The organism is Bradyrhizobium sp. WYCCWR15520 (genome assembly GCF_056174665.1).
Map to the genome: position 1 here is coordinate 193,190 of NZ_JBWBWM010000011.1, position 17,900 is coordinate 211,089.

The 17,900-nt window shown below is 58.4% G+C and carries 13 protein-coding genes and 1 pseudogene; 8 read left to right on the plus strand and 6 right to left on the minus strand.

Translation table 11 applies throughout. From position 1 onward, the window contains the following. Positions 1 to 228: 228 nt before the first annotated feature. Both glmS and AC0QUY_RS14845 read right to left on the minus strand, forming a co-directional pair. Positions 229 to 2,055 carry a glutamine--fructose-6-phosphate transaminase (isomerizing) gene (gene glmS, locus AC0QUY_RS14840; protein WP_475387374.1) on the minus strand — a complete coding sequence of 609 codons (1,827 nt, stop codon included), beginning with the start codon at positions 2,053 to 2,055 and terminating at the stop codon, positions 229 to 231. A gap of 1,054 nt (positions 2,056 to 3,109) precedes the next feature. Beyond that, positions 3,110 to 3,850 carry a hypothetical protein gene (locus tag AC0QUY_RS14845; RefSeq protein WP_475387375.1) on the minus strand — a complete coding sequence of 247 codons (741 nt, stop codon included), beginning with the start codon at positions 3,848 to 3,850 and terminating at the stop codon, positions 3,110 to 3,112. Between the two features lie 347 nt (positions 3,851 to 4,197). Here AC0QUY_RS14845 and AC0QUY_RS14850 point away from each other — a divergent pair, with 347 nt between their 5' ends. Next, complete coding sequence (locus AC0QUY_RS14850; RefSeq protein WP_475387376.1) at positions 4,198 to 5,148, plus strand: DUF2971 domain-containing protein; 951 nt, start codon at positions 4,198 to 4,200, stop codon at positions 5,146 to 5,148. Positions 5,149 to 5,298: 150 nt separating this feature from the next. On the opposite strand, the gene AC0QUY_RS14855 is transcribed toward AC0QUY_RS14850, so the two are convergent. The 3 genes from AC0QUY_RS14855 to AC0QUY_RS14865 all read right to left on the minus strand — a co-directional run bounded on the left by AC0QUY_RS14855 (position 5,299) and on the right by AC0QUY_RS14865 (position 8,277). Further along, positions 5,299 to 6,363, minus strand: coding sequence for a PIN domain-containing protein (locus AC0QUY_RS14855; protein WP_475387377.1), 1,065 nt, complete (start codon positions 6,361 to 6,363; stop codon positions 5,299 to 5,301). Between the two features lie 412 nt (positions 6,364 to 6,775). Then, positions 6,776 to 7,807: a serine/threonine-protein kinase gene (locus AC0QUY_RS14860; RefSeq protein WP_475387378.1), complete on the minus strand. Its 1,032-nt coding sequence runs from the start codon at positions 7,805 to 7,807 to the stop codon at positions 6,776 to 6,778. Continuing rightward, the gene (locus AC0QUY_RS14865) at positions 7,804 to 8,277 is read right to left on the minus strand and encodes a hypothetical protein (RefSeq protein ID WP_475387379.1); all 474 of its coding nucleotides are present in this window, start codon (positions 8,275 to 8,277) and stop codon (positions 7,804 to 7,806) included. Before AC0QUY_RS14865 ends, AC0QUY_RS14860 begins: the two co-directional genes overlap by 4 nt. A gap of 116 nt (positions 8,278 to 8,393) precedes the next feature. Here AC0QUY_RS14865 and AC0QUY_RS14870 point away from each other — a divergent pair, with 116 nt between their 5' ends. Next, entirely contained in the window at positions 8,394 to 8,657 is a 264-nt protein-coding gene (locus AC0QUY_RS14870) for a hypothetical protein (protein ID WP_475387380.1), read from the plus strand. Between the two features lie 38 nt (positions 8,658 to 8,695). On the opposite strand, the pseudogene AC0QUY_RS14875 reads toward AC0QUY_RS14870, so the two are convergent. Beyond that, positions 8,696 to 9,001 (minus strand): annotated as a pseudogene (locus AC0QUY_RS14875) (hypothetical protein); the annotation flags it as partial. A gap of 212 nt (positions 9,002 to 9,213) precedes the next feature. Between AC0QUY_RS14875 and AC0QUY_RS14880 the strand changes: the two are divergent. The 6 genes from AC0QUY_RS14880 to AC0QUY_RS14905 all read left to right on the plus strand — a co-directional run bounded on the left by AC0QUY_RS14880 (position 9,214) and on the right by AC0QUY_RS14905 (position 17,886). Next, entirely contained in the window at positions 9,214 to 12,564 is a 3,351-nt protein-coding gene (locus AC0QUY_RS14880) for a peroxidase family protein (RefSeq protein WP_475387381.1), read from the plus strand. 242 nt (positions 12,565 to 12,806) lie between these two features. Beyond that, entirely contained in the window at positions 12,807 to 13,004 is a 198-nt protein-coding gene (locus AC0QUY_RS14885; RefSeq protein WP_161854703.1) for a hypothetical protein, read from the plus strand. Positions 13,005 to 13,056: 52 nt separating this feature from the next. Next, positions 13,057 to 13,758 (plus strand): hypothetical protein, encoded by a 702-nt coding sequence (locus AC0QUY_RS14890; RefSeq protein WP_475387383.1) that lies wholly within the window; start codon positions 13,057 to 13,059, stop codon positions 13,756 to 13,758. A gap of 93 nt (positions 13,759 to 13,851) precedes the next feature. Next, positions 13,852 to 14,466, plus strand: a complete 615-nt coding sequence (locus AC0QUY_RS14895; protein WP_202639095.1) for a TetR/AcrR family transcriptional regulator — start codon at positions 13,852 to 13,854, stop codon at positions 14,464 to 14,466. Positions 14,467 to 14,539: 73 nt separating this feature from the next. Continuing rightward, entirely contained in the window at positions 14,540 to 15,400 is an 861-nt protein-coding gene (locus AC0QUY_RS14900; RefSeq protein ID WP_161854706.1) for a DMT family transporter, read from the plus strand. 95 nt (positions 15,401 to 15,495) lie between these two features. Next, positions 15,496 to 17,886 (plus strand): tetratricopeptide repeat protein, encoded by a 2,391-nt coding sequence (locus tag AC0QUY_RS14905; RefSeq protein WP_475387384.1) that lies wholly within the window; start codon positions 15,496 to 15,498, stop codon positions 17,884 to 17,886. Positions 17,887 to 17,900 lie beyond the last annotated feature (14 nt).

A 17,900-nucleotide genomic window follows, 5' to 3' on the forward strand; every position in this document is an offset into this window, starting at 1 on the left:
GGAGCAGCCGAACTCGACATTCGGGCGCGATCGGACGCAAAACCGGGGCTTTGCTGATCGCGCCTCTCCCAGCTAAGCCATCCTAGCAGATTTTTGAAGTCCCGGCATGACAGCCGAGGGACTTGACTAGAGCCTTTTCCGTTTCGATTGAATCGAAACGGGGCTCTAGATTCCTTGTTTTGACGCGTTTTCTTAACGCGAACCGGGTCCACTTCGCTGGAAAACGCTCTATTCGACCGTTACCGATTTGGCGAGATTCCGCGGCTGATCCACATCCGTGCCCATCACCACGGCGGTATGATAGGCCAGCAGCTGCACCGGGACGGCGTAGACCATCGGGGTGAACGTCGCCGCCATGTCCGGGAGCACGATGGTAACAAGCGATTCGATGGTGGCTTCCGCCGCCCCCTTGGCATCGGTCATCAGGATGATGTTGCCGCCGCGGGCCGCCACTTCCTGCATGTTGGAGACGGTCTTTTCGAACACCCGGTCATGCGGCGCGATCACCACGACCGGCATGGTTTCGTCGATCAGCGCGATCGGCCCGTGCTTGAGTTCGCCGGCGGCATAGCCCTCGGCGTGAATGTAGGAGATTTCCTTGAGCTTCAGCGCGCCTTCCAGCGCCAGCGGATAGCTGGTGCCGCGGCCGAGATAGAGCACGTCCTTTGATTTCGAGATGTCGCGGGCGAGCTTCTCGATCTGCGGTTCAATGGTCAGCGCCGCCGCCATCAGGCGCGGAATCTCGACCAGGCCATGGACGAGCTTGGTCTCGTCCTCGTCGGACAATTCGCCGCGTGCCTTGCCGGCAGCGACCGCCAGCGAGGCCAGCACCATCAGCTGGCAGGTGAACGCCTTGGTCGAAGCGACGCCGATTTCGGGACCGGCCAGCGTCTGCAGCACGGTTTCGCTTTCGCGCGCGATCGTCGAGGTCGGCACGTTCACCACCGACAGCGTGTGAACGCCCTGCGCCTTGGCGTAGCGCAGCGCGGCCAGCGTGTCGGCGGTCTCGCCGGACTGTGAAATGAAGATCGCGAGATCGCCCTTGCGCAACGGCGCCTCGCGGTAGCGGAATTCGGATGCGATATCGATTTCGACCGGCACCCGCGCCAGCCGCTCGAACCAGTATTTGGCGACGTAGCCGGCAAGGTTCGCGGTACCGCAGGCCGTGATCGAAATGCGCTGGATATCCTTGAAGTCGAACGGCAGCTTGACCGGCAACATGACGCGCTCGCTCGCCATGTCGATGTATCTGGCGAGGGTGTGTCCGACCACTTCCGGCTGCTCGTGGATTTCCTTGGCCATGAAGTGGCGGTAGTTCGCCTTGTCGACCAGCGAGGTCGAGGCGCTGTGCTTGACCGCGTCGCGGTGCACGATCGCATTGTTCTTGTCGTAGATGGTCGCGCCCTTGCGCGTCAGCACCACCCAGTCGCCGTCTTCGAGATAGCTGATCATGTCGGTGAACGGACCGAGCGCGATCGCATCCGAACCCAGATACATTTCACCGTCGCCATGACCTATCGCCAGCGGCGGGCCGTTGCGGGCGCCGATCATCAGGTCGTCGTCGCCGGCGAAGATGAAGCCGAGCGCGAATGCGCCGCGCAGTTCCGACAGCGCCGCCCTCACCGCCTCGACCGGCTTGATGCCCTGCTGCAGCAGGCTGTCGACCAGGTGCAAAACGATCTCGGTATCGGTTTCGGTCTTGAACTCCGCCCCCTTCTTCTCGAGCGCCTCGCGCAGCTCGCGAAAGTTCTCGATGATGCCGTTGTGAACGACAGCGACGCGGTCGGTCGCGTGCGGATGCGCGTTGTTCTCGGTCGGCTTGCCGTGGGTTGCCCAGCGCGTGTGTCCGATCCCGGTGTGCCCCGCGAGCGGTTCGGCCTCCAGCCGCTTTTCGAGGTTCTTCAGCTTGCCTTCGGCGCGGCGGCGTTCGAGGTGATCGCCTTCCAGCGTGGCGACACCGGCGGAATCATAGCCGCGATATTCAAGCCGCTTGAGTGAATCTACCAGAAGCTCCGCGACCGGAGCTTTTCCAAGAATGCCGACAATGCCGCACATGCGGTTCAATTTCCCCAAATCGACGAATAGCGTCGCAACCCGCGACTGTCTTAACGAAATTCGCTGTCTTACAGATACTCAATAATTATTGCGGATTGAGACAGCCTTAAGTGAAAAGCTTAATGGGTAGCCAAACCGGGTATTAACCTGTCGCATCCGCCAGGCGTGCGGAATACGGGTCCGCGATCTCGCGGCATGACCTGCCCGAGCTTTGGCCTTGGTTCCCCCGAAGAGAGGGAGCAGGGAATGCCGGGTGCTCGCTGCACCCGCGGTCTCGCGTGCAATGGGTAGAAGGAAACGCACACGAGCATACAGGTTCAGCGGAGGCAATCCGGCATTCCCTGCGCAATGGCTTTACGGCTTACTTCGCGCTCTCCCCGGCGACGAATTCCTTTTTGTCACCGTCACCAGCGGATTGAGATTTGTCTAAGCCCGGTCGGGCCGACGCGTCTCCGCTGGCTTGACATCAGCCACGGATGCCAGAACCACACGACTTCGCCGTACGCAGCGCCCTCACCCTTCACTCCGATCGACGAGATGCCGACGGAGGTTCTGGCGAAGGCCTTGAAACGCCGGTCGTCTGCGCAAGCGTAAGATCGCTCACGGGAGACCCCGCCCTGCGACCACGATCGCGCCCGACGCCGCTGCGTCCACCGCATCCAACCCCGCGTCCGTGACGATCGCGATACGCCCCTCTTGCCGGGGTGGATGGGCGAAGTGATAGCGGTGATTTGGCCGGGGACGAAAGCAGTTTATTTTTTCGGATACGACTGGACTGGTAGCATCAGGTTGATTTGGTTCAGGAAATTAGCTTGAGCGCGCAGCGCTAACCAAGCAGAATTAAATGCACGGCATCGCAATGCATGTTGGGAAAGTGCAACGCTCCTGCGCCCGCGCAGTCGAGGCCTGCTATAGCTAGCCGCTTGTCGTCTGAAGAAGCGCGGTTAGCCATAATGCATACGGGAGAACGTTTGAAGGCCACGTGGCGGACGAACTTGAAGTCGTAGTAGCACGCGATGCGGCTAACAATCGACTAAGCTGACGTAGCGCTTAGCTAGGATGGGTTCGCCGAGTTGAGTTCGAAGTACTGCGCGTATAATGGTCCCTTTTTCGCGGCCTCGCCCAGTGCAAATCGGGCAGAGAGTGCCACGCTTTGCAAGGAGTTTAGAACTTCGTAGGCCATCTGCCGTACGGTGGCTCCAAGCGCTCCTTCGACCGGCAGTGATTCTTCACTGTCTGCGCTCGGTTTATAGAGAAAGCCGGTACCCTTCAGATATACAGCGAGATAAGTCTCATCCTTAATATGATCATCTAAGTGCGCGCCCCCGTCTTGGTCGCGAATAATTCGGATAACTTGAAGCCTCGTCAGCACGGTGGTTGCGCCGATTCCAGACAACACGCCTTCGTTCCACCAATCGGCGACTGTTAGACTGCGACCGACATTGAGTGCCTCGTGGCCAAACGGAACCGAATCGACGATGTAACCACCAGTGCCATCGTCTTTAACATATGGAGTTGCTTCGATCGCCATCAGTGCGGTGCCGTGAGGCCCCCGAGAGTCCGCGGTGGAAGCGATTGTTAAGCTATCAATTGCCCCTAGTTGGCTGAGAATCGATTTGTGATTCCGCATGCCGGGTCCCAACAGCACGAAGATGGCATTGGCAATCCGAACCGCTTCGCTCCTGTGACCAGCGTCATACATTGCGGCAGAAAGGCGAAGAGCATCATGTTGGACGAGCAAGGAGTATTGCAGGCCCAGTCTAGTTCGCTTCAGCACAGCTTCCCCTTTAGCCATGTGCGCGTGAGCTTGAGAGTGGCAAATTACCCAGAGTAGGTCTTGACCCGCCACGCTTCATGCCGCGCGTGTATCCACGAGAAACTCGGGCGTTCAAGTCACTTTCAAGAAACTCATTCGCGACTAATAGCGCTTTCACAGGCTCTCTGGCGTCGCCGCGGCAAGCAGCTATTGCCTGATCGGCAGCCGACTCCAGCCCCTCCACGTCAGGTTGTGGATTAGCGTGATCGGCCTTGGACATTGAAGTCGATCCGTGTTAGTCGAAAAATCGTATGTTCTCATTATGTTCTCGCGATGTCAAGTCGTGACAAAATCGGACGAGGGCTCGCTTGCCAAACGAAATTGAGATGGACGCCGCCCAGCTTCGGCTACTGCAAATCTTCTATCCCTATGCGCTTAGGAAGACGCTTGAGGCCAGGCAGTCGAGTCAGCGCTTCGTCTACTATACCAGTGCAGACACAGCGATGCGCATTTTGCGCAACGGTGAGATTTGGATGCGCAAATCCCATCTGATGAATGATTTTCGCGAAATCGAGCACGGGTTCGACTGCCTCAATGAAGCGTATAAGAACAACAAGCAACGACTTGTAACTTTATTCGATGGCATGTTTCCTGGCTTTTGCGAGCGCCTAGAGCAGTTGTTCAATAATTGGCTGCCTCACTTTAGAACAGACAGCTACATCACCTGTCTGTCAGAACACGACAACTCCGAAGATCGGTACGGACGATTGTCCATGTGGCGTGCCTATGGCGGTGGTGCAGGGATTGCTCTGGTTGTGAATGGTGGCCCGATCTTGCGTCAATCGCACGCGCTTAAGGCTTACACGAACCCCGTAGCATACTTCGATAATTTTCAAGTAGCAGAGGCGTTCTTGCAGATAATTTCCAACGCAGAGAGCAATGCTGAATTTGTCCGGTCTCTAGGCGAACAGCAGGTGCAAGCGAATATGTTTGCAGCCTTCCGTCATGCAATTCTCTCCACAAAGCATCCCGGATTTCGCGAAGAGCGAGAGTGGCGCGTTATCTATTCACCTCAGTTCGAGCGGTCTGACCGAATCGCTTCATCGATTGAATCCATTAACGGCATCCCCCAATCGATTTGCCGAATTCCACTGAGAGATGTTCCTGATGAAGGTCTCTTTGGGCTTAGCCCGGCTGAGTTTATTGATCGGGTGATCATAGAACCCACGAAATTCCCACTTGGGATTTACGACGCTTTGACTGTGCTTCTTACCGAAATAGGTATTCAGAATCCCGCGGAGAAAATCGTTGTTTCCGATCTCCCCCTGCGCCAGTGAAGCGACAACGGGATGAATGGATGTGTAGGTAATTACGTTGACGATGCACATAATCTGCCGCAGGCGAGGTGCAATTGCGTGCACTGTCACAACTCGAACTGATCGACAACCATTTCCACAAGACCGAAGGAGCGCGGAAGTTGACCTGAGCTACTTGTAACGCCTCAACTCATCGATTTCACTTGCGTCGATTTCGATTTCCGCGCTGCAGTGTATCGACTCAATGTTAGCGTTCTCCGGAACCTTGCTGTCAAATTGCACCGCGACCTCGGCATAATATATCCCGCGGTGCATGGTCGAGGTCGAGAATTCGTCGAACGTTTCGTGATAATCATCGTACTCCCAACGATTGATCTCGACATCAATCTCCAAATCGACTTCGACATAAGCAGCGAATTCGATCTCACATGAAAACCTATTGGCTTCTTGCGAAAGAACGTTCAACCGCAACAATGTGAGTTCGTCTACGGAGTGCGGCCTCCCTCGTGCATGAATACGTCTATCATGCCGAGAACCTCCAAAAACCACTACTTCGGCCGATTTCAAACAATCTACGAGTTTGGACTCAAGGTCCTTGCTGTCGCTCAAGAACGAAAGAAGGTTATCATGCAGGGCCTTCGTAACTGTTGCCTTGGAAACTATATCAGCAAGACCATCTGAGATGAGAAGTTCCGGCGTGTGTTTGCAACAAGTTCTCATGTCAGAGTCTTCAGAAACGACGTAGATCTTAGACCCCGTCGCCTTTGCACGCTCCTGCAACGACGACACGACGAAAGCATCAGGAAATTCGGACTTCTTCTTTGCGCTAAATGGTGGCCGCTCATGGAAGTAATCGTCGAATATTTTATCGACGTTTTTACTGAGTGGAACCTCAACGGCCTTTACGTCCTTCATGAAGTCATCGAAGAGAGCCTGGAGCCTTAGTTCGGCATCCTCATCATCCATCAACTCAAGCACTTGCGCACTTTCCAACTGACCGAGCACGACATCGTGCCTCTTTACGGCCGCCCGCGCATTGCTGAGGTTGTCCCTGATTTTGCTGCGAACTTCGGACACTGTTATGCTTGTCGTCAGAACTTGCACCTGTCCTAAACGAACAAGTTCCTTTAAGCGCGCGAAGGATTTCGATCGCCAATCAAACCTCTCTCGAAAGAAAGCTTGGGTATCGATAAAGACTTGATTGGTTTCGAGCTGATCGTTGTTGCTGTCGGTCATTCGACACACACTAGGGTCTAGGGAGACGCGGCGCGACTATGATCGATTGCTCGTCCAGAACAAAATGGTGGCGACAACGGGCATTCTTTTGATCGCTACGCGCTCCGTTGCAGGCATTCGTTAACTAAACCTGTGGGATGCGTCGTGGGTAGGTTGCGCGAATCAATTGTTCCTGTTATGTTCTTCCGACGCTTTCGGAACAAGGATGAAACCCATGCTCCAGATTCCGAGATGTCGGCATTGTCAGCGCCTCTGGAAGCCTCGCTCGGGCGTAGTAGCAAGTCAGGCATACTGCTACCGATGCCGCGAAGATCGGCGAAAAATCGCAAAAGAAGCATTTTCGCTCAGGCCACTAACGGCTGAGGATTTGCGCAGCCCATACGTTCAGATGCGTCGGAAAGCTCGCTGAACGTTATTTGATCTTGGCAAATACCGCCGCTAGTTCGCGATCGGCAGTGTCATAGTTGACACCTGTTGAGGAGCCAAAACTGCGCTTATTTCCCTTGCCCGTTGGCTCACTCCAAGCCGACCAATTATAGGCATTGATACCAACGCCCTCCCACTCGACAAAGTACCTTCGCTTCTTATGCATGCAAGTCCAACTGACTTTGTCGGGCGTCACGTCGCATTCCCAGCGTGGGGTGGTGTCGAGCTTTGCGTAAGCTGCCAACGCGGCATTAGCGGTTTGATATCGAGCATTCGTGTCATCGTGCATCATGGTTCTTAGCACGGTGCGCCACGCCTTTGGGATGTGCGGCAAGAATGGAAGATGTTTTGCGAAGCCGCCCTTACCTGCGACGTGACGAGGCTTTGGAAGTCTTGAATACCACTCGGCACCGTGAAGCATTCGATAGATGGTCATGCCGAGCGCCCAAACGTCACTCTTGACGCTTGTGCCGCCGCCATTGAGCACTTCTGGTGCCAAATGATCGCTGTAACCCTGCCCTGACGCATACCCCACGACGATGTCATCGGTAACGAGGCCGAAGTCGCCAAGTTGAGCTGCACCGTGCCTGTTTAGAAGAATGTTCCCCGGCTTGATATCACGGTGGATCATGCCGCGCGCATGGAGTGCCGCTAAACCCATGGTTACATGAGTGGCGTATTTGCGAACATCTGCCAGCGGCATTGGGCCGGCTTCAAATTTCTTTTGCAGACATCCGCCAGAGCAATAATCCATAACCAAATGCACGGCGTCACTGCCATTGCTTTCGAGCAGACTGTGGACTTTGACCACATGCGCATGTTCTGCTCGACTTAAGCGCTGCCCCTCGGCGAGCAGGCTTTTTTTTCGGGCTTGCCAAGTGGCGTCATCTTCCGAAGGCTTTTTTGTAAACACCTTGACGGCGACCTGGCCATGTACATCGTCAGTGCCTGAATGAACCTTACCGAAATAGCCGTTGCCGATCTCAGCACCAATCTGCAAGTTTGAGACGAGGGTCACTTGTTCTTCCGCGCGGCTAGCAGGATCATTGCTGCTTCACGGCTACCACCCCGCAAAGCAACACCTTTGATCTCTTTTTTCCAAAACTCGTCGTCCTTGACGTAATCATCGACCTTTCGCTCACCAAAAGTTTTGCTGATTGACGCCTTCGATCTGGTTTCGGTCGGCACGATGGCACCTAGTGCTGCCATGACCACCCCCCGAAGTTCGGCAGACTGCAACAGAGCCATGGTTGCTGCGCCCTTCCTGACCGCACTCTCCTTGACGAATGCGTTCTTGATGCCGTTCTCACGAGCGTAATCCGTTATCTGCTTGGAGATAGTGGAATAAGCGTCAGCCCGGTTTCCGGTTTGGATTGTCCATGTATCGTCGTTCTGAAGAACGAGGGGCTTGTCGTCACCATCTACCTCAGCGTCCACGAAAGTTACCTTGTCGCCCGACACGACGACACCCAGCCAGCGCTCAGTCATTAAAGGTCCTAACTGAATTGTGGGATTGATTCGGAGTAATATACCAATGGTTGCAGGACGCAGAAATGGGTTATTCGAATTGCTGCACAGCAACAATGCTAACAGGAGATACTCCAATGGTCTGGGCTAAGCGCCAGCTTAATGGCATCGAATATGTTCAATACTTCGAACGTCTTGAAAAACTCATCATGGCAGACGCTACGCGATATGCCGAGTACATTGTGGTATCTGTGAAAGCTGGCAAACCGCAGACTAATGATTATTACGTCGGCCTTCCAGACAAGGCTGTGCTCGCTTTATTCGACGGGTTCGAACCCGTGGCCGAGGATGTGCTGCCGGGCCAACTTTTATTCGACAATTGCGGATTGAGGCGGTCTTAAGCCGAAAGCTTAACAAGCCCAGCGCTTAACCCTCTTTCTCAGCCTTCGCCCGCATCTTCATCTCGCGGTACCGCGCCGCCCTCGCGGTTGCTCTGCGGGTTGCGTTCCACGGCCATCGCATCGCTGGGCAGGTCCTTGGTGATGACGGAGCCTGAGCCGACGAACGCGCCCTCGCCCATCGTGGTCTAAGAAGCCGTCATAGTTGTTGCAGGTGATGGTGCCAGCGCCGAGATTGGCGTTGGCGCCGACATGGGCGTCGCCGACTAGGACAGATGATTGACCTTGGCGCCCGCTTCGATCGTCGCGGCCTTGGTCTCCACGAAATTGCCGATCCGAACGCCGTCGAGTGCGCCTATGACGCCGCGACTTCTGTGAAATGTTTCAGACCGCGCCGGCGTCGGTTGTTGCCAAATATGTGGCTACCTGTGCGCGATAAAGCTTTGATCCTTTCGCATTCTCATCTCTAAAGCGCCACAGAGTGGGCTCCCGCTTCCCAGCCTGCATGCATTCGCAGAGGCGTCCGGAATTCCACAACTCGGAAATCAGGGAGACGGACATGCAACTCATTCGATCAGACCTCGATTTCATTCTCGCGCAAATTCGCTTCGCCGAAACCGGCGCTCCTTTGGAGGACCCTTCCCTTCCGTTTGGGCTGCGGACGGTTGACGGCACTGATAACAGCGTGGTGCCAGGACAATCGGACTTCGGCGCCGCGGATCGGGTGTTCCCGCGAATGACCGATCCCGTGTTCCGCGACGCGGATCTCGGGACGTCCTACTCCCAGACCAAAGATACAGTGATCGACGCCCAGCCGCGGATCATCAGCAATCTGATTGCCGACCAGAATCCAAACAGCAACCCGGCGGCCGCCGCAGTCGACAGCGATGGCGACGGGGTCATTCCGAACGTGAATCCCGATGGCGCGGCGCCGTTCAATCAGTGGTTCACGTTGTTCGGCCAGTTCTTCGACCATGGCCTGGATCTGGTGAACAAGGGCGACAGCGGTACAGTGTTTATCCCACTGCAGCCGGACGACCCTCTCTACGTTGAAGGCAGCCCGACCAACTTCATGGTGTTGACGCGTGCGACCAACCTGGCCGGGGCAGACGGGGTCGTGGGGACTTCGGACGATGTCCACGAGCACACCAACCAGACGACGCCGTTCATCGATCAGAACCAGACGTACACGTCGCATCCGTCGCACCAGGTTTTTCTGCGCGAGTACGCGCTTGACGCCAACGGCAATCCGGTGGCTACGGGGCGTCTGCTCGAAGGCGCCGATGGCGGCCTGGCAACATGGGCTGACGTCAAGGCGCAAGCGCGGGAGCTGCTCGGCATCGACCTGACCGATGCTGATGTGACCAACATTCCCTTGCTGGCAACCGACTCCTACGGGCGCTTCCTGCCCGGAGCCAATGGATACGCCCAACTGGTGATGCCCGGCCCTGACGGCATTGCGGGCACGCCCGACGACGTCCTGACAGAAGGCGACCCCGCCAATCCCGTCAGCACCACCGACGCGATCCGTACCGGACACGCCTTTCTGAACGACATTGCCCATGATGCCGTTCCGACCGACAAGGTCGCGGACGGCGACACGGAGGTCAGCCTCGCGAACCTTGACGGGTCGGATACGAGCGGCAACTACGACAATGAGCTGCTAGATGCCCACTACATCACCGGCGACGGACGCGGGAATGAGAATATCGGCCTGACCGCCGTTCATCACGTTTTCCACGCGGAACACAACCGGCTGATCGGGCACCTGAAGGTGATCCTGGCCGAAGCGGACAATGATCCAGTATTCGTGAGCCAGTGGCTGAAGCCGGGAGCGGATATATCCGACGGCATCCAGGACAGTGAGTGGAATGGCGAGTACCTATTCCAGGCCAGCCGATTTGCGACCGAGATGCAATACCAGCATCTTGTCTTCGAGGACTTTGCACGTAGCATCCAGCCGAACATCGATGAATTCGAGGCGCACGACGTCACCATCGATCCCGCGATCGTGGCCGAGTTCGCGCACACGGTCTATCGGTTCGGGCACTCGCTGCTGCGCGAGACTGTTGACCGTCTGGATGCCGACGGCAACGTGGTCGACGCCAATGCCGCGGTGGCGGGCGATCAGCAGCTCAGCCTGATTGACGCCTTCCTCAACCCGCTCGCCTATGCGGCGCGTGGCGCCGACGGCGAGGCTGCAGCGGAGATCGTGCGCGGAGCAACAAGCGAGGTCGCCAACAGCGTCGACGAATTCGTTACCGATGCGCTGCGCAACAATCTTCTCGGTTTGCCTCTGGATCTTGCGACAATCAACCTCGCGCGCGGCCGTGACACCGGCGTGGCACCGCTCAACAGTGTCCGCGAGCAGTTCTACGCAAAAACCGGAGATCCCGATCTCAAGCCATATGCGAGCTGGGCGGAATTCGGGAGCGGCATCAAGCACCCGGAGTCTCTCGTCAACTTCATTGCAGCGTACGGCGCTCATCCGTTGCTCGCTGCTGCCGCAACGGTCGCGGAGAAGCGCGCCGCTGCCGTCACGATCGTCTATGGGACGGCGGATGACCCGGCCACGGCGGCAAACGAGACCGTTGGTCCGGACACTGATTTTCTCAACGGCACTGGCGCCTTCGCCGGTGTCGAGACGGGTCTCAATGACGTTGATCTGTGGATCGGGGGCCTGGCGGAGAAGCCGCTGGCGTCGGGCGGATTGCTGGGCTCGACCTTCAACTTCGTGTTCGAGACCCAGATGGAGAATCTGCAGAATGGCGACCGCTTCTACTACCTGTCGCGGCTGGAAGGCACCAATTTCCTGAATCAGCTCGAAGGCACCTCATTCTCCGAGCTGGTGATGCGCAACACCGGTACCACTCACCTTCCCTTCGACGTCTTCTCGGCGCCCACCTACACGATCGAAGCCGGCGACCCGTCAACCCATCCGGTCGACGCGGCCGGAAATCCATTGGTGACGACCAACCATGGAGGCAAGCTGGCGTTTCTTGGCGACGATCACGTCGTGATCGGCGGCACCGGCCGGACGGACAGAATTCTGTCCGGCGCCGGGGACGATACGCTCTGGGGCGATGGCGGCAACGATGTCCTCGACGGCGCCCTCGGCAACGATGCCGTGATCGGTGGTGACGGCAACGATCGCCTGGCGGGCGGCGACGGCGACGACTTCGTCAACGGCGCCGCCGGAAACGACAAGGTATCGGGCGGCGCAGGCTCCGATCTGCTCGTCGGTCTGGAGGGCCGCGACCGCATCGAGGCCGGCGATGGCGACGACGAAGTCTTCGGGGGCCTCGGCAACGACCAGATCTCTGGAGGCGGCGGCAATGACGAACTGCTGGGGAACGAGGGCGATGACTGGATCAAGGGAGGGCAAGGCGACGACCACCTGATCGGTGACAACGGCAATCCGTTCGGCGAGCCGCTGGCGGACACCGATACGGCCCTGTTCTCGGGCAAGGCAAGGAACTACACGATCACTCATAATGCCGACGGGTCAATCACGGTCACCGACAAGGTCGGTGCCGACGGCACGGACACGCTGCAGAATATCGAACGCCTGCAATTTGCGGATCGGATGATCTTGGCAGACGGCACGACCACGCCGCACGGTGGCCACGGCTTTGGATGGTGGGGCGAGTTTCGCGACTCGGTCACCAGCGGTCAGACGCCTGCGACCGGCACGAGCGCGGGGGCGCCAGCAAGTCAGGGTTCTGCTGCGGCCCATGCGAACGGCGCGACCGCATCGTCCACCGCATCGTCCTTGGCAAGCCACAGCTTTGCGCTGCTGAACCAGTATATGGCCGGCAGCTCCGGCCGCGCCGATCCCGGTCAGGACGTGGCGGCCGTGCCGAATGGCGCCACCCGGCAGGATTCCTTCCTGACGAGACCGCAGCCTTGATCCGCTTCCGCACCCGGGCGCACGGCGCCTGGGTGCGGGCAAGAATCCCGATACGCAGCACCGCAACGACCAGCACTTTCCGACGCTTCTGCAGGTTCCGCCTGTCTCATATCTGCCGCACCCGCAAAGACGTGACCGGACCTGCCGCACTGTCGGCGCATTCGGTCATTCATGCTCACGGCGCGGCTGAGGGGGGCGCGGCTGATTGCCCTGCTTTCTCTAACGTAAGAGGAAAACGTACTGTGAAGAAGATTGTGATTGCAACGGGTGCGACGCTTGCCCTGGTGACTGCGGCTGGTGCTGCCGACATCCCACGCAGGCAGCCCGTCTATCAGACCGCCCAGGTCGGCAAGATGCCGATTGGCAAGACCCCCATCGGGAAGACCCCGGTCGGCAAGACGCCTGTCGCGCCGCCGCGACCCTATGCGTCGCGGTATTGATTCAGATCCACGTTGATCCTGACCTCTAGCGTCGACAGTCGAAGAGCGAACCGTGGCAAACAGGCCGAAGAGATCGGGACTATGCCTGCTTGCGGGACTCGCTGTCCTGCTCCAGTGCGAAATCCATCCAGCTTCTGCCCGCGAGATTGACATTCTCGCGGGCCTGGAACGTCTCATTTCGCCGAAACAGGAAGTCGACAAGCGCGCCGCCAACGCGGACGCGCTTGTTTCCCCTGACGCGTCCATTGAATCGAAACCGGCGCCACAGTCGATCCGAAAGACAAGATCGGGCTCAGCAAAGGGCCCGTACTACGTCGATTTCAGAGCGCGAACGGCGGCGAGCTGGGGACATGCTTTCGTCTGGTTCGGGAAGACAAGCGAGCGAGCCGTCGAAGTCGCGGGCCTTACCCCTGCCGGAGACAACGTACCTTATGTGCTCGGTCATCTGATCTGGGTGCCGTCCGAGACCAAGGCAAGCTATGGCGATCTGGATCCGCAGTACCTGACCGCCAGCTACCGCGTCTACTTGAATGAACCCGACGCAAAACGGGTTTTCGCATACATCAAGAAATTGCAGGCGAGTTCACCGGTCTGGAACGCCGAGACAACGAATTGCACCGCGTTTATCGGCAGCATCGCAGAATTCATGGGATTGAAAGTTCCTCACCGCTGGCAGCGTCCCGAGAACTACGTCAACAATCTCAAGGCGATGAATGACGGGCGCCAGATGATCCGCCTGTCGTCAGAGCAATAGCTTGCGTTCGCTACACTTCCCTGCAGGATGAACTTCGCGTCGCCGGTCGATGGCTCACTTTGATTTAAAGACCAATTGGTCTATATATTAGTAATGAGCCGCCAAACCCCAGTGCAGTTGCCCCGTGGCCGCCCCCGAAGTTTCGACGTGGAAGCCGCTGTCGAACGCGCGATGGGTGTGTTCTGGTCGCGGGGCTATCACGCCACGGCGCTCCCGGACCTTCTTCGCGCGACGAAGCTCTCGCGCGGCAGCCTTTACGCCGCTTTCGGCGACAAGCACTCGCTCTTCCTGCGGGCGCTTGATCGCTACATTGCCGATGCGCTGACACGGATGGATATCGAACTCGACCGCCGCAGGGAGCCGGTCGACGGCCTGCGGGCCTACCTTGCCGGCTACGTCGACCGCACGACCGGTGCCAAAGGTCGGCGCGGATGCCTGCTGGTGGCGACAGCCATGGAACTGGCTGGCCAGGATGCCGAAGTCGGTCGTCGCGTCGCGAGCTTTTTCAAAGCTATGGAGGCCCGACTGGTGGATGCGCTTTCCCGTGCGAAGACGGCGGGCAAGCTGGCCGATGGCGTTGAGCCTTCAAGTGCCGCCCGAATTCTCGTCTGTTTCGTCGAGGGGCTGCGCGTGGTCGGCAAAACGGCGCCGACACGGATCACATCGCAAGCCACCGCCGACGCGCTTCTCGACCGCTTCATCAGGTAACAGACTATGGGACGCCTTCCGCGATTGGCGCGCGCCAATATTTAGACTGATCGGTCTTGAAAGGAAAGTTGCCATGTCTGCCATTCAGATCGTCTGCGCGGTGGTTGTCCCCCTGCTCTGGGGTTATCAGTTCGTGGCCATCAAGGTGGGCGTGACGGAGTTTCCACCGCTCTTCTTCCTCGCACTGCGCTTCCTGGCCATCGCGCTGCTGCTTGTTCCGTTCGTCAAAAGGCCTGCGCGTCAACAGTTCGGCCCTATCGCAGCTATTTCGATTTTCCTTGGTGGACTGAACTTCGGGCTCTTCTATGTTGGCCTTGGGCTCGGCTCGGGAAGCATGTCGGCCGTCGCCTATCAACTCGCCACGCCCTTCACCGTCCTGCTGGCCTGGCCGCTGCTCGCGGAGAGGCCGTCTCTCACCACGTCCGCCGGCGTGGTGATTGCATTCATAGGCGTGGTCGTGCTGGCAGCGGAGCCTGGCCTGTCGGCAAACGCGCTTCCGCTGCTGCTTGTGGTCGGGGCAGCCTTCGCATTCGCGGTGTCCAACGTCCTGACGAAACGCTACGGCCCGTTTGATCCCCTGATGTTGATGGGGTGGTCGTCGCTGCTCACGGTGCCTCAGGTCATGTTGATGTCGTTGCTCCTTGAGCATGGCCAACTGGCGAGCCTTGTCACGGCGGATGAACGTGGTTGGCTGGCCCTCGCCTACACAATTTTCATCGGAGGGATTGTCGGGTTTGGCCTTTGGTTCTGGCTAATCGGGCGTTGCTCCATGGGCCGCGTCGCCCCCTTCGGTCTGCTGCTTCCGGTATTCGCCTTGATTTCGAGCGTGTTGTTCCTTGGCGACCGCATCACGCCAAAGCTGATTGCCGGGGGGCTAATCGCGATATCAGGCGTCGCCATTACACAGGCCAGACCAAGCGCTCGACCAATTTGAACCCGGAAGCGCGCCGGGGCGACTTAGGGGTTTGGGCTTGAGCTGATTTCCGCTTTGACCGCCGCCTTCGCCCACGCGCTCTGGATGGGGATGAGATGCTCTGGCGCTGCTTTTTCCTGGCTCTGGCGTTCCTGCCCGCGCTCGCCCCGCCGGCTCGCGCGGCGGACAAGGCGTGGGAGGACTGCGGTCAGACCGCCGATCAGGATCGCAAGATCGCCGGATGCACGACGGTGTTGGCGCGCGGCGCGGCAGAGAGCGAGACCAACCGCGCCAACGCCTACGTCAATCGCGGCTATGCCTACTCCAGGCGCGACTACGACCGCGCCATCAGGGATTACGACGAGGCGATCCGCCTCGATCCGAAAGCCGTGCGTGCCTACAACGCGCGCGGCCGTGCGTACCACATGAAGGGCGACTACGATTGCGCCATCGCGGATCTGGACGAGGCGATCCGGCTCCATCCACGCTACGCGCTTGCGTATGAGGGCCGCGGCAAGATCTACCACAGCAAGGGCGATTACGACCGCGCCATCAGGGATTTCGACGAGGCGATCAGCCTCGATCCGAAGTTTGCGGACGCCTATAGCAATCGCGGCAATGCCTACTCCGGCAAGGGCGACAACGACCGCGCCATCAGGGATCATGACGAAGCGGTCCGCCTCGATCCGAATTTTGCAGACGCCTATTTCAATCGCGGGCTTGCCTACACCAGCAAGCGCGATCACGACCGCGCCATCAAGGATTACAGCGAGGCAATCCGCCTCGATCCGAAAAATGCGAGCACCTATTTGCATCGTGGCGGTGCCTACTTCTTCAAAGGCGACCACGACCGCGCCATCAAGGAGTACGACGAGGCGATCCGGCTCGATCCGAAATATGCGCTTGCCTATGAGATTCGCGGGCGCGCCTATGAAACCAAGGGAGACCCCGCTCGGTCGAAGAAGGATTACGACGAGGCGGCGCTGATACGGCGGGGTGCGAAACAAGCCGCGACAACGCCTTTTGACATCAGCGGGACGGCCTCTTCCGAAAAGGGCGACTACGATCGCGTCATCAAGGATTTCGACGAGGCAATCCGCCGCGATCCGAAAGATGCGATAGCCTATTACAGTCGTGGCAGCGCCCACGCCCAAAAGGGCGATCACGACCGCGCCATCCAGGATTTCGACAAGGCAATTCGCCTCGAGCCAAAAATTCCGTTTGCCTATTTCGAACGCGGCAATGCCCATAAAGGCAAGGGCGATAACGACCGCGCGATCAAGGATTACAGCGAGGCGATCCGGCTCGACCCGAAATACGCGGCTGCCCACCACAACCGTGGAATTACTTACTTCCACAAAGGCGATAAAGACCGCGCCATGAAGGATCTCGATGAGGCGATCCGCCTCGATCCGAAAGATGCGATGACCTATTACAGCCGCGGCAGCGCTTACACCGACATGCGCGATAACGACCGCGCCATCAGGGATTTCGACGCGGCAATCCGCCTCGATTCAAAATATGTGGCCGCCTATTACAATCGCGGCAATGCCCACAGGGACAAGGGAAATAACGACCGCGCCATCGAGGATTACAGCGAGGCGATCCGCCTCGACCCGAAATATGTGGTTGCCTATGTCAATCGCGGGGCTGTTTACTCCTACAAGGGCGACAATGATCGCGCCATCCAGGAGTTCGACGCGGCGATACGTCTCGATCCGAAAGATGCGGCGGCTTATTACAATCGCGGCAGCCTCTATTCCAGCAAGGGTGACAGCGACCGCGCTATCAAGGATTTTGACGAGGCCATCCGCCTCGATCCGAAATACGTGGTTGCCTACTACAATCGCGGCTACGCCTACTCCAACAAGGGCGATAACGACCGCGCCATCAATGATTACAGCGAGGCAATCCGCCTCGATCCGAAGAATTCGCGGTCGTATGGCCGTCGCGGCGATGCCTACCGCGACAAGAGCGATTTCGAACGCGCGGTCAAGGATTACGCCAAGGCGATCGAGCTGGTCGGCAAACCGGAGAAGTCGCACTGGAATTACTGGCTCCTTCGCGGCGTGAGCTACGAGCGGCTCGGCAAATGGCCTCAGGCCGAGGCGGACTTTCTTAAGGCGATGGAGCTCGATCCCGATCAGCCCTCGGTTCTCAATCAGCTCGGCTTCAACTGGGTCGACCGTAATCTCAAGCTGAAGGAAGGCCTGGCGTTGCTCGAGAAGGCCGTCAAGCTCAAACCGGACGACGGCAATTTGCTCGACAGTCTTGGCTGGGCGCACTACCGGCTCGGCGACTATCCGGAGGCGATCAAGCTCATGGAGCGCGCGGCCGCTCTCGAACCAAACAGCAGCGAAACAAGAGACCATCTCGGCGATGCGTACTGGCGGACGGGACGCCAGGACGAGGCGCGTAAATCCTGGGAGCAGGCGTTGTCGCTCAAGCCCGACCCAACTGAGGCGGAGAAGATCAAGGGCAAGATTGCCCGCGGGCTGGAAAAATAAGGCGCCTGGCGGCG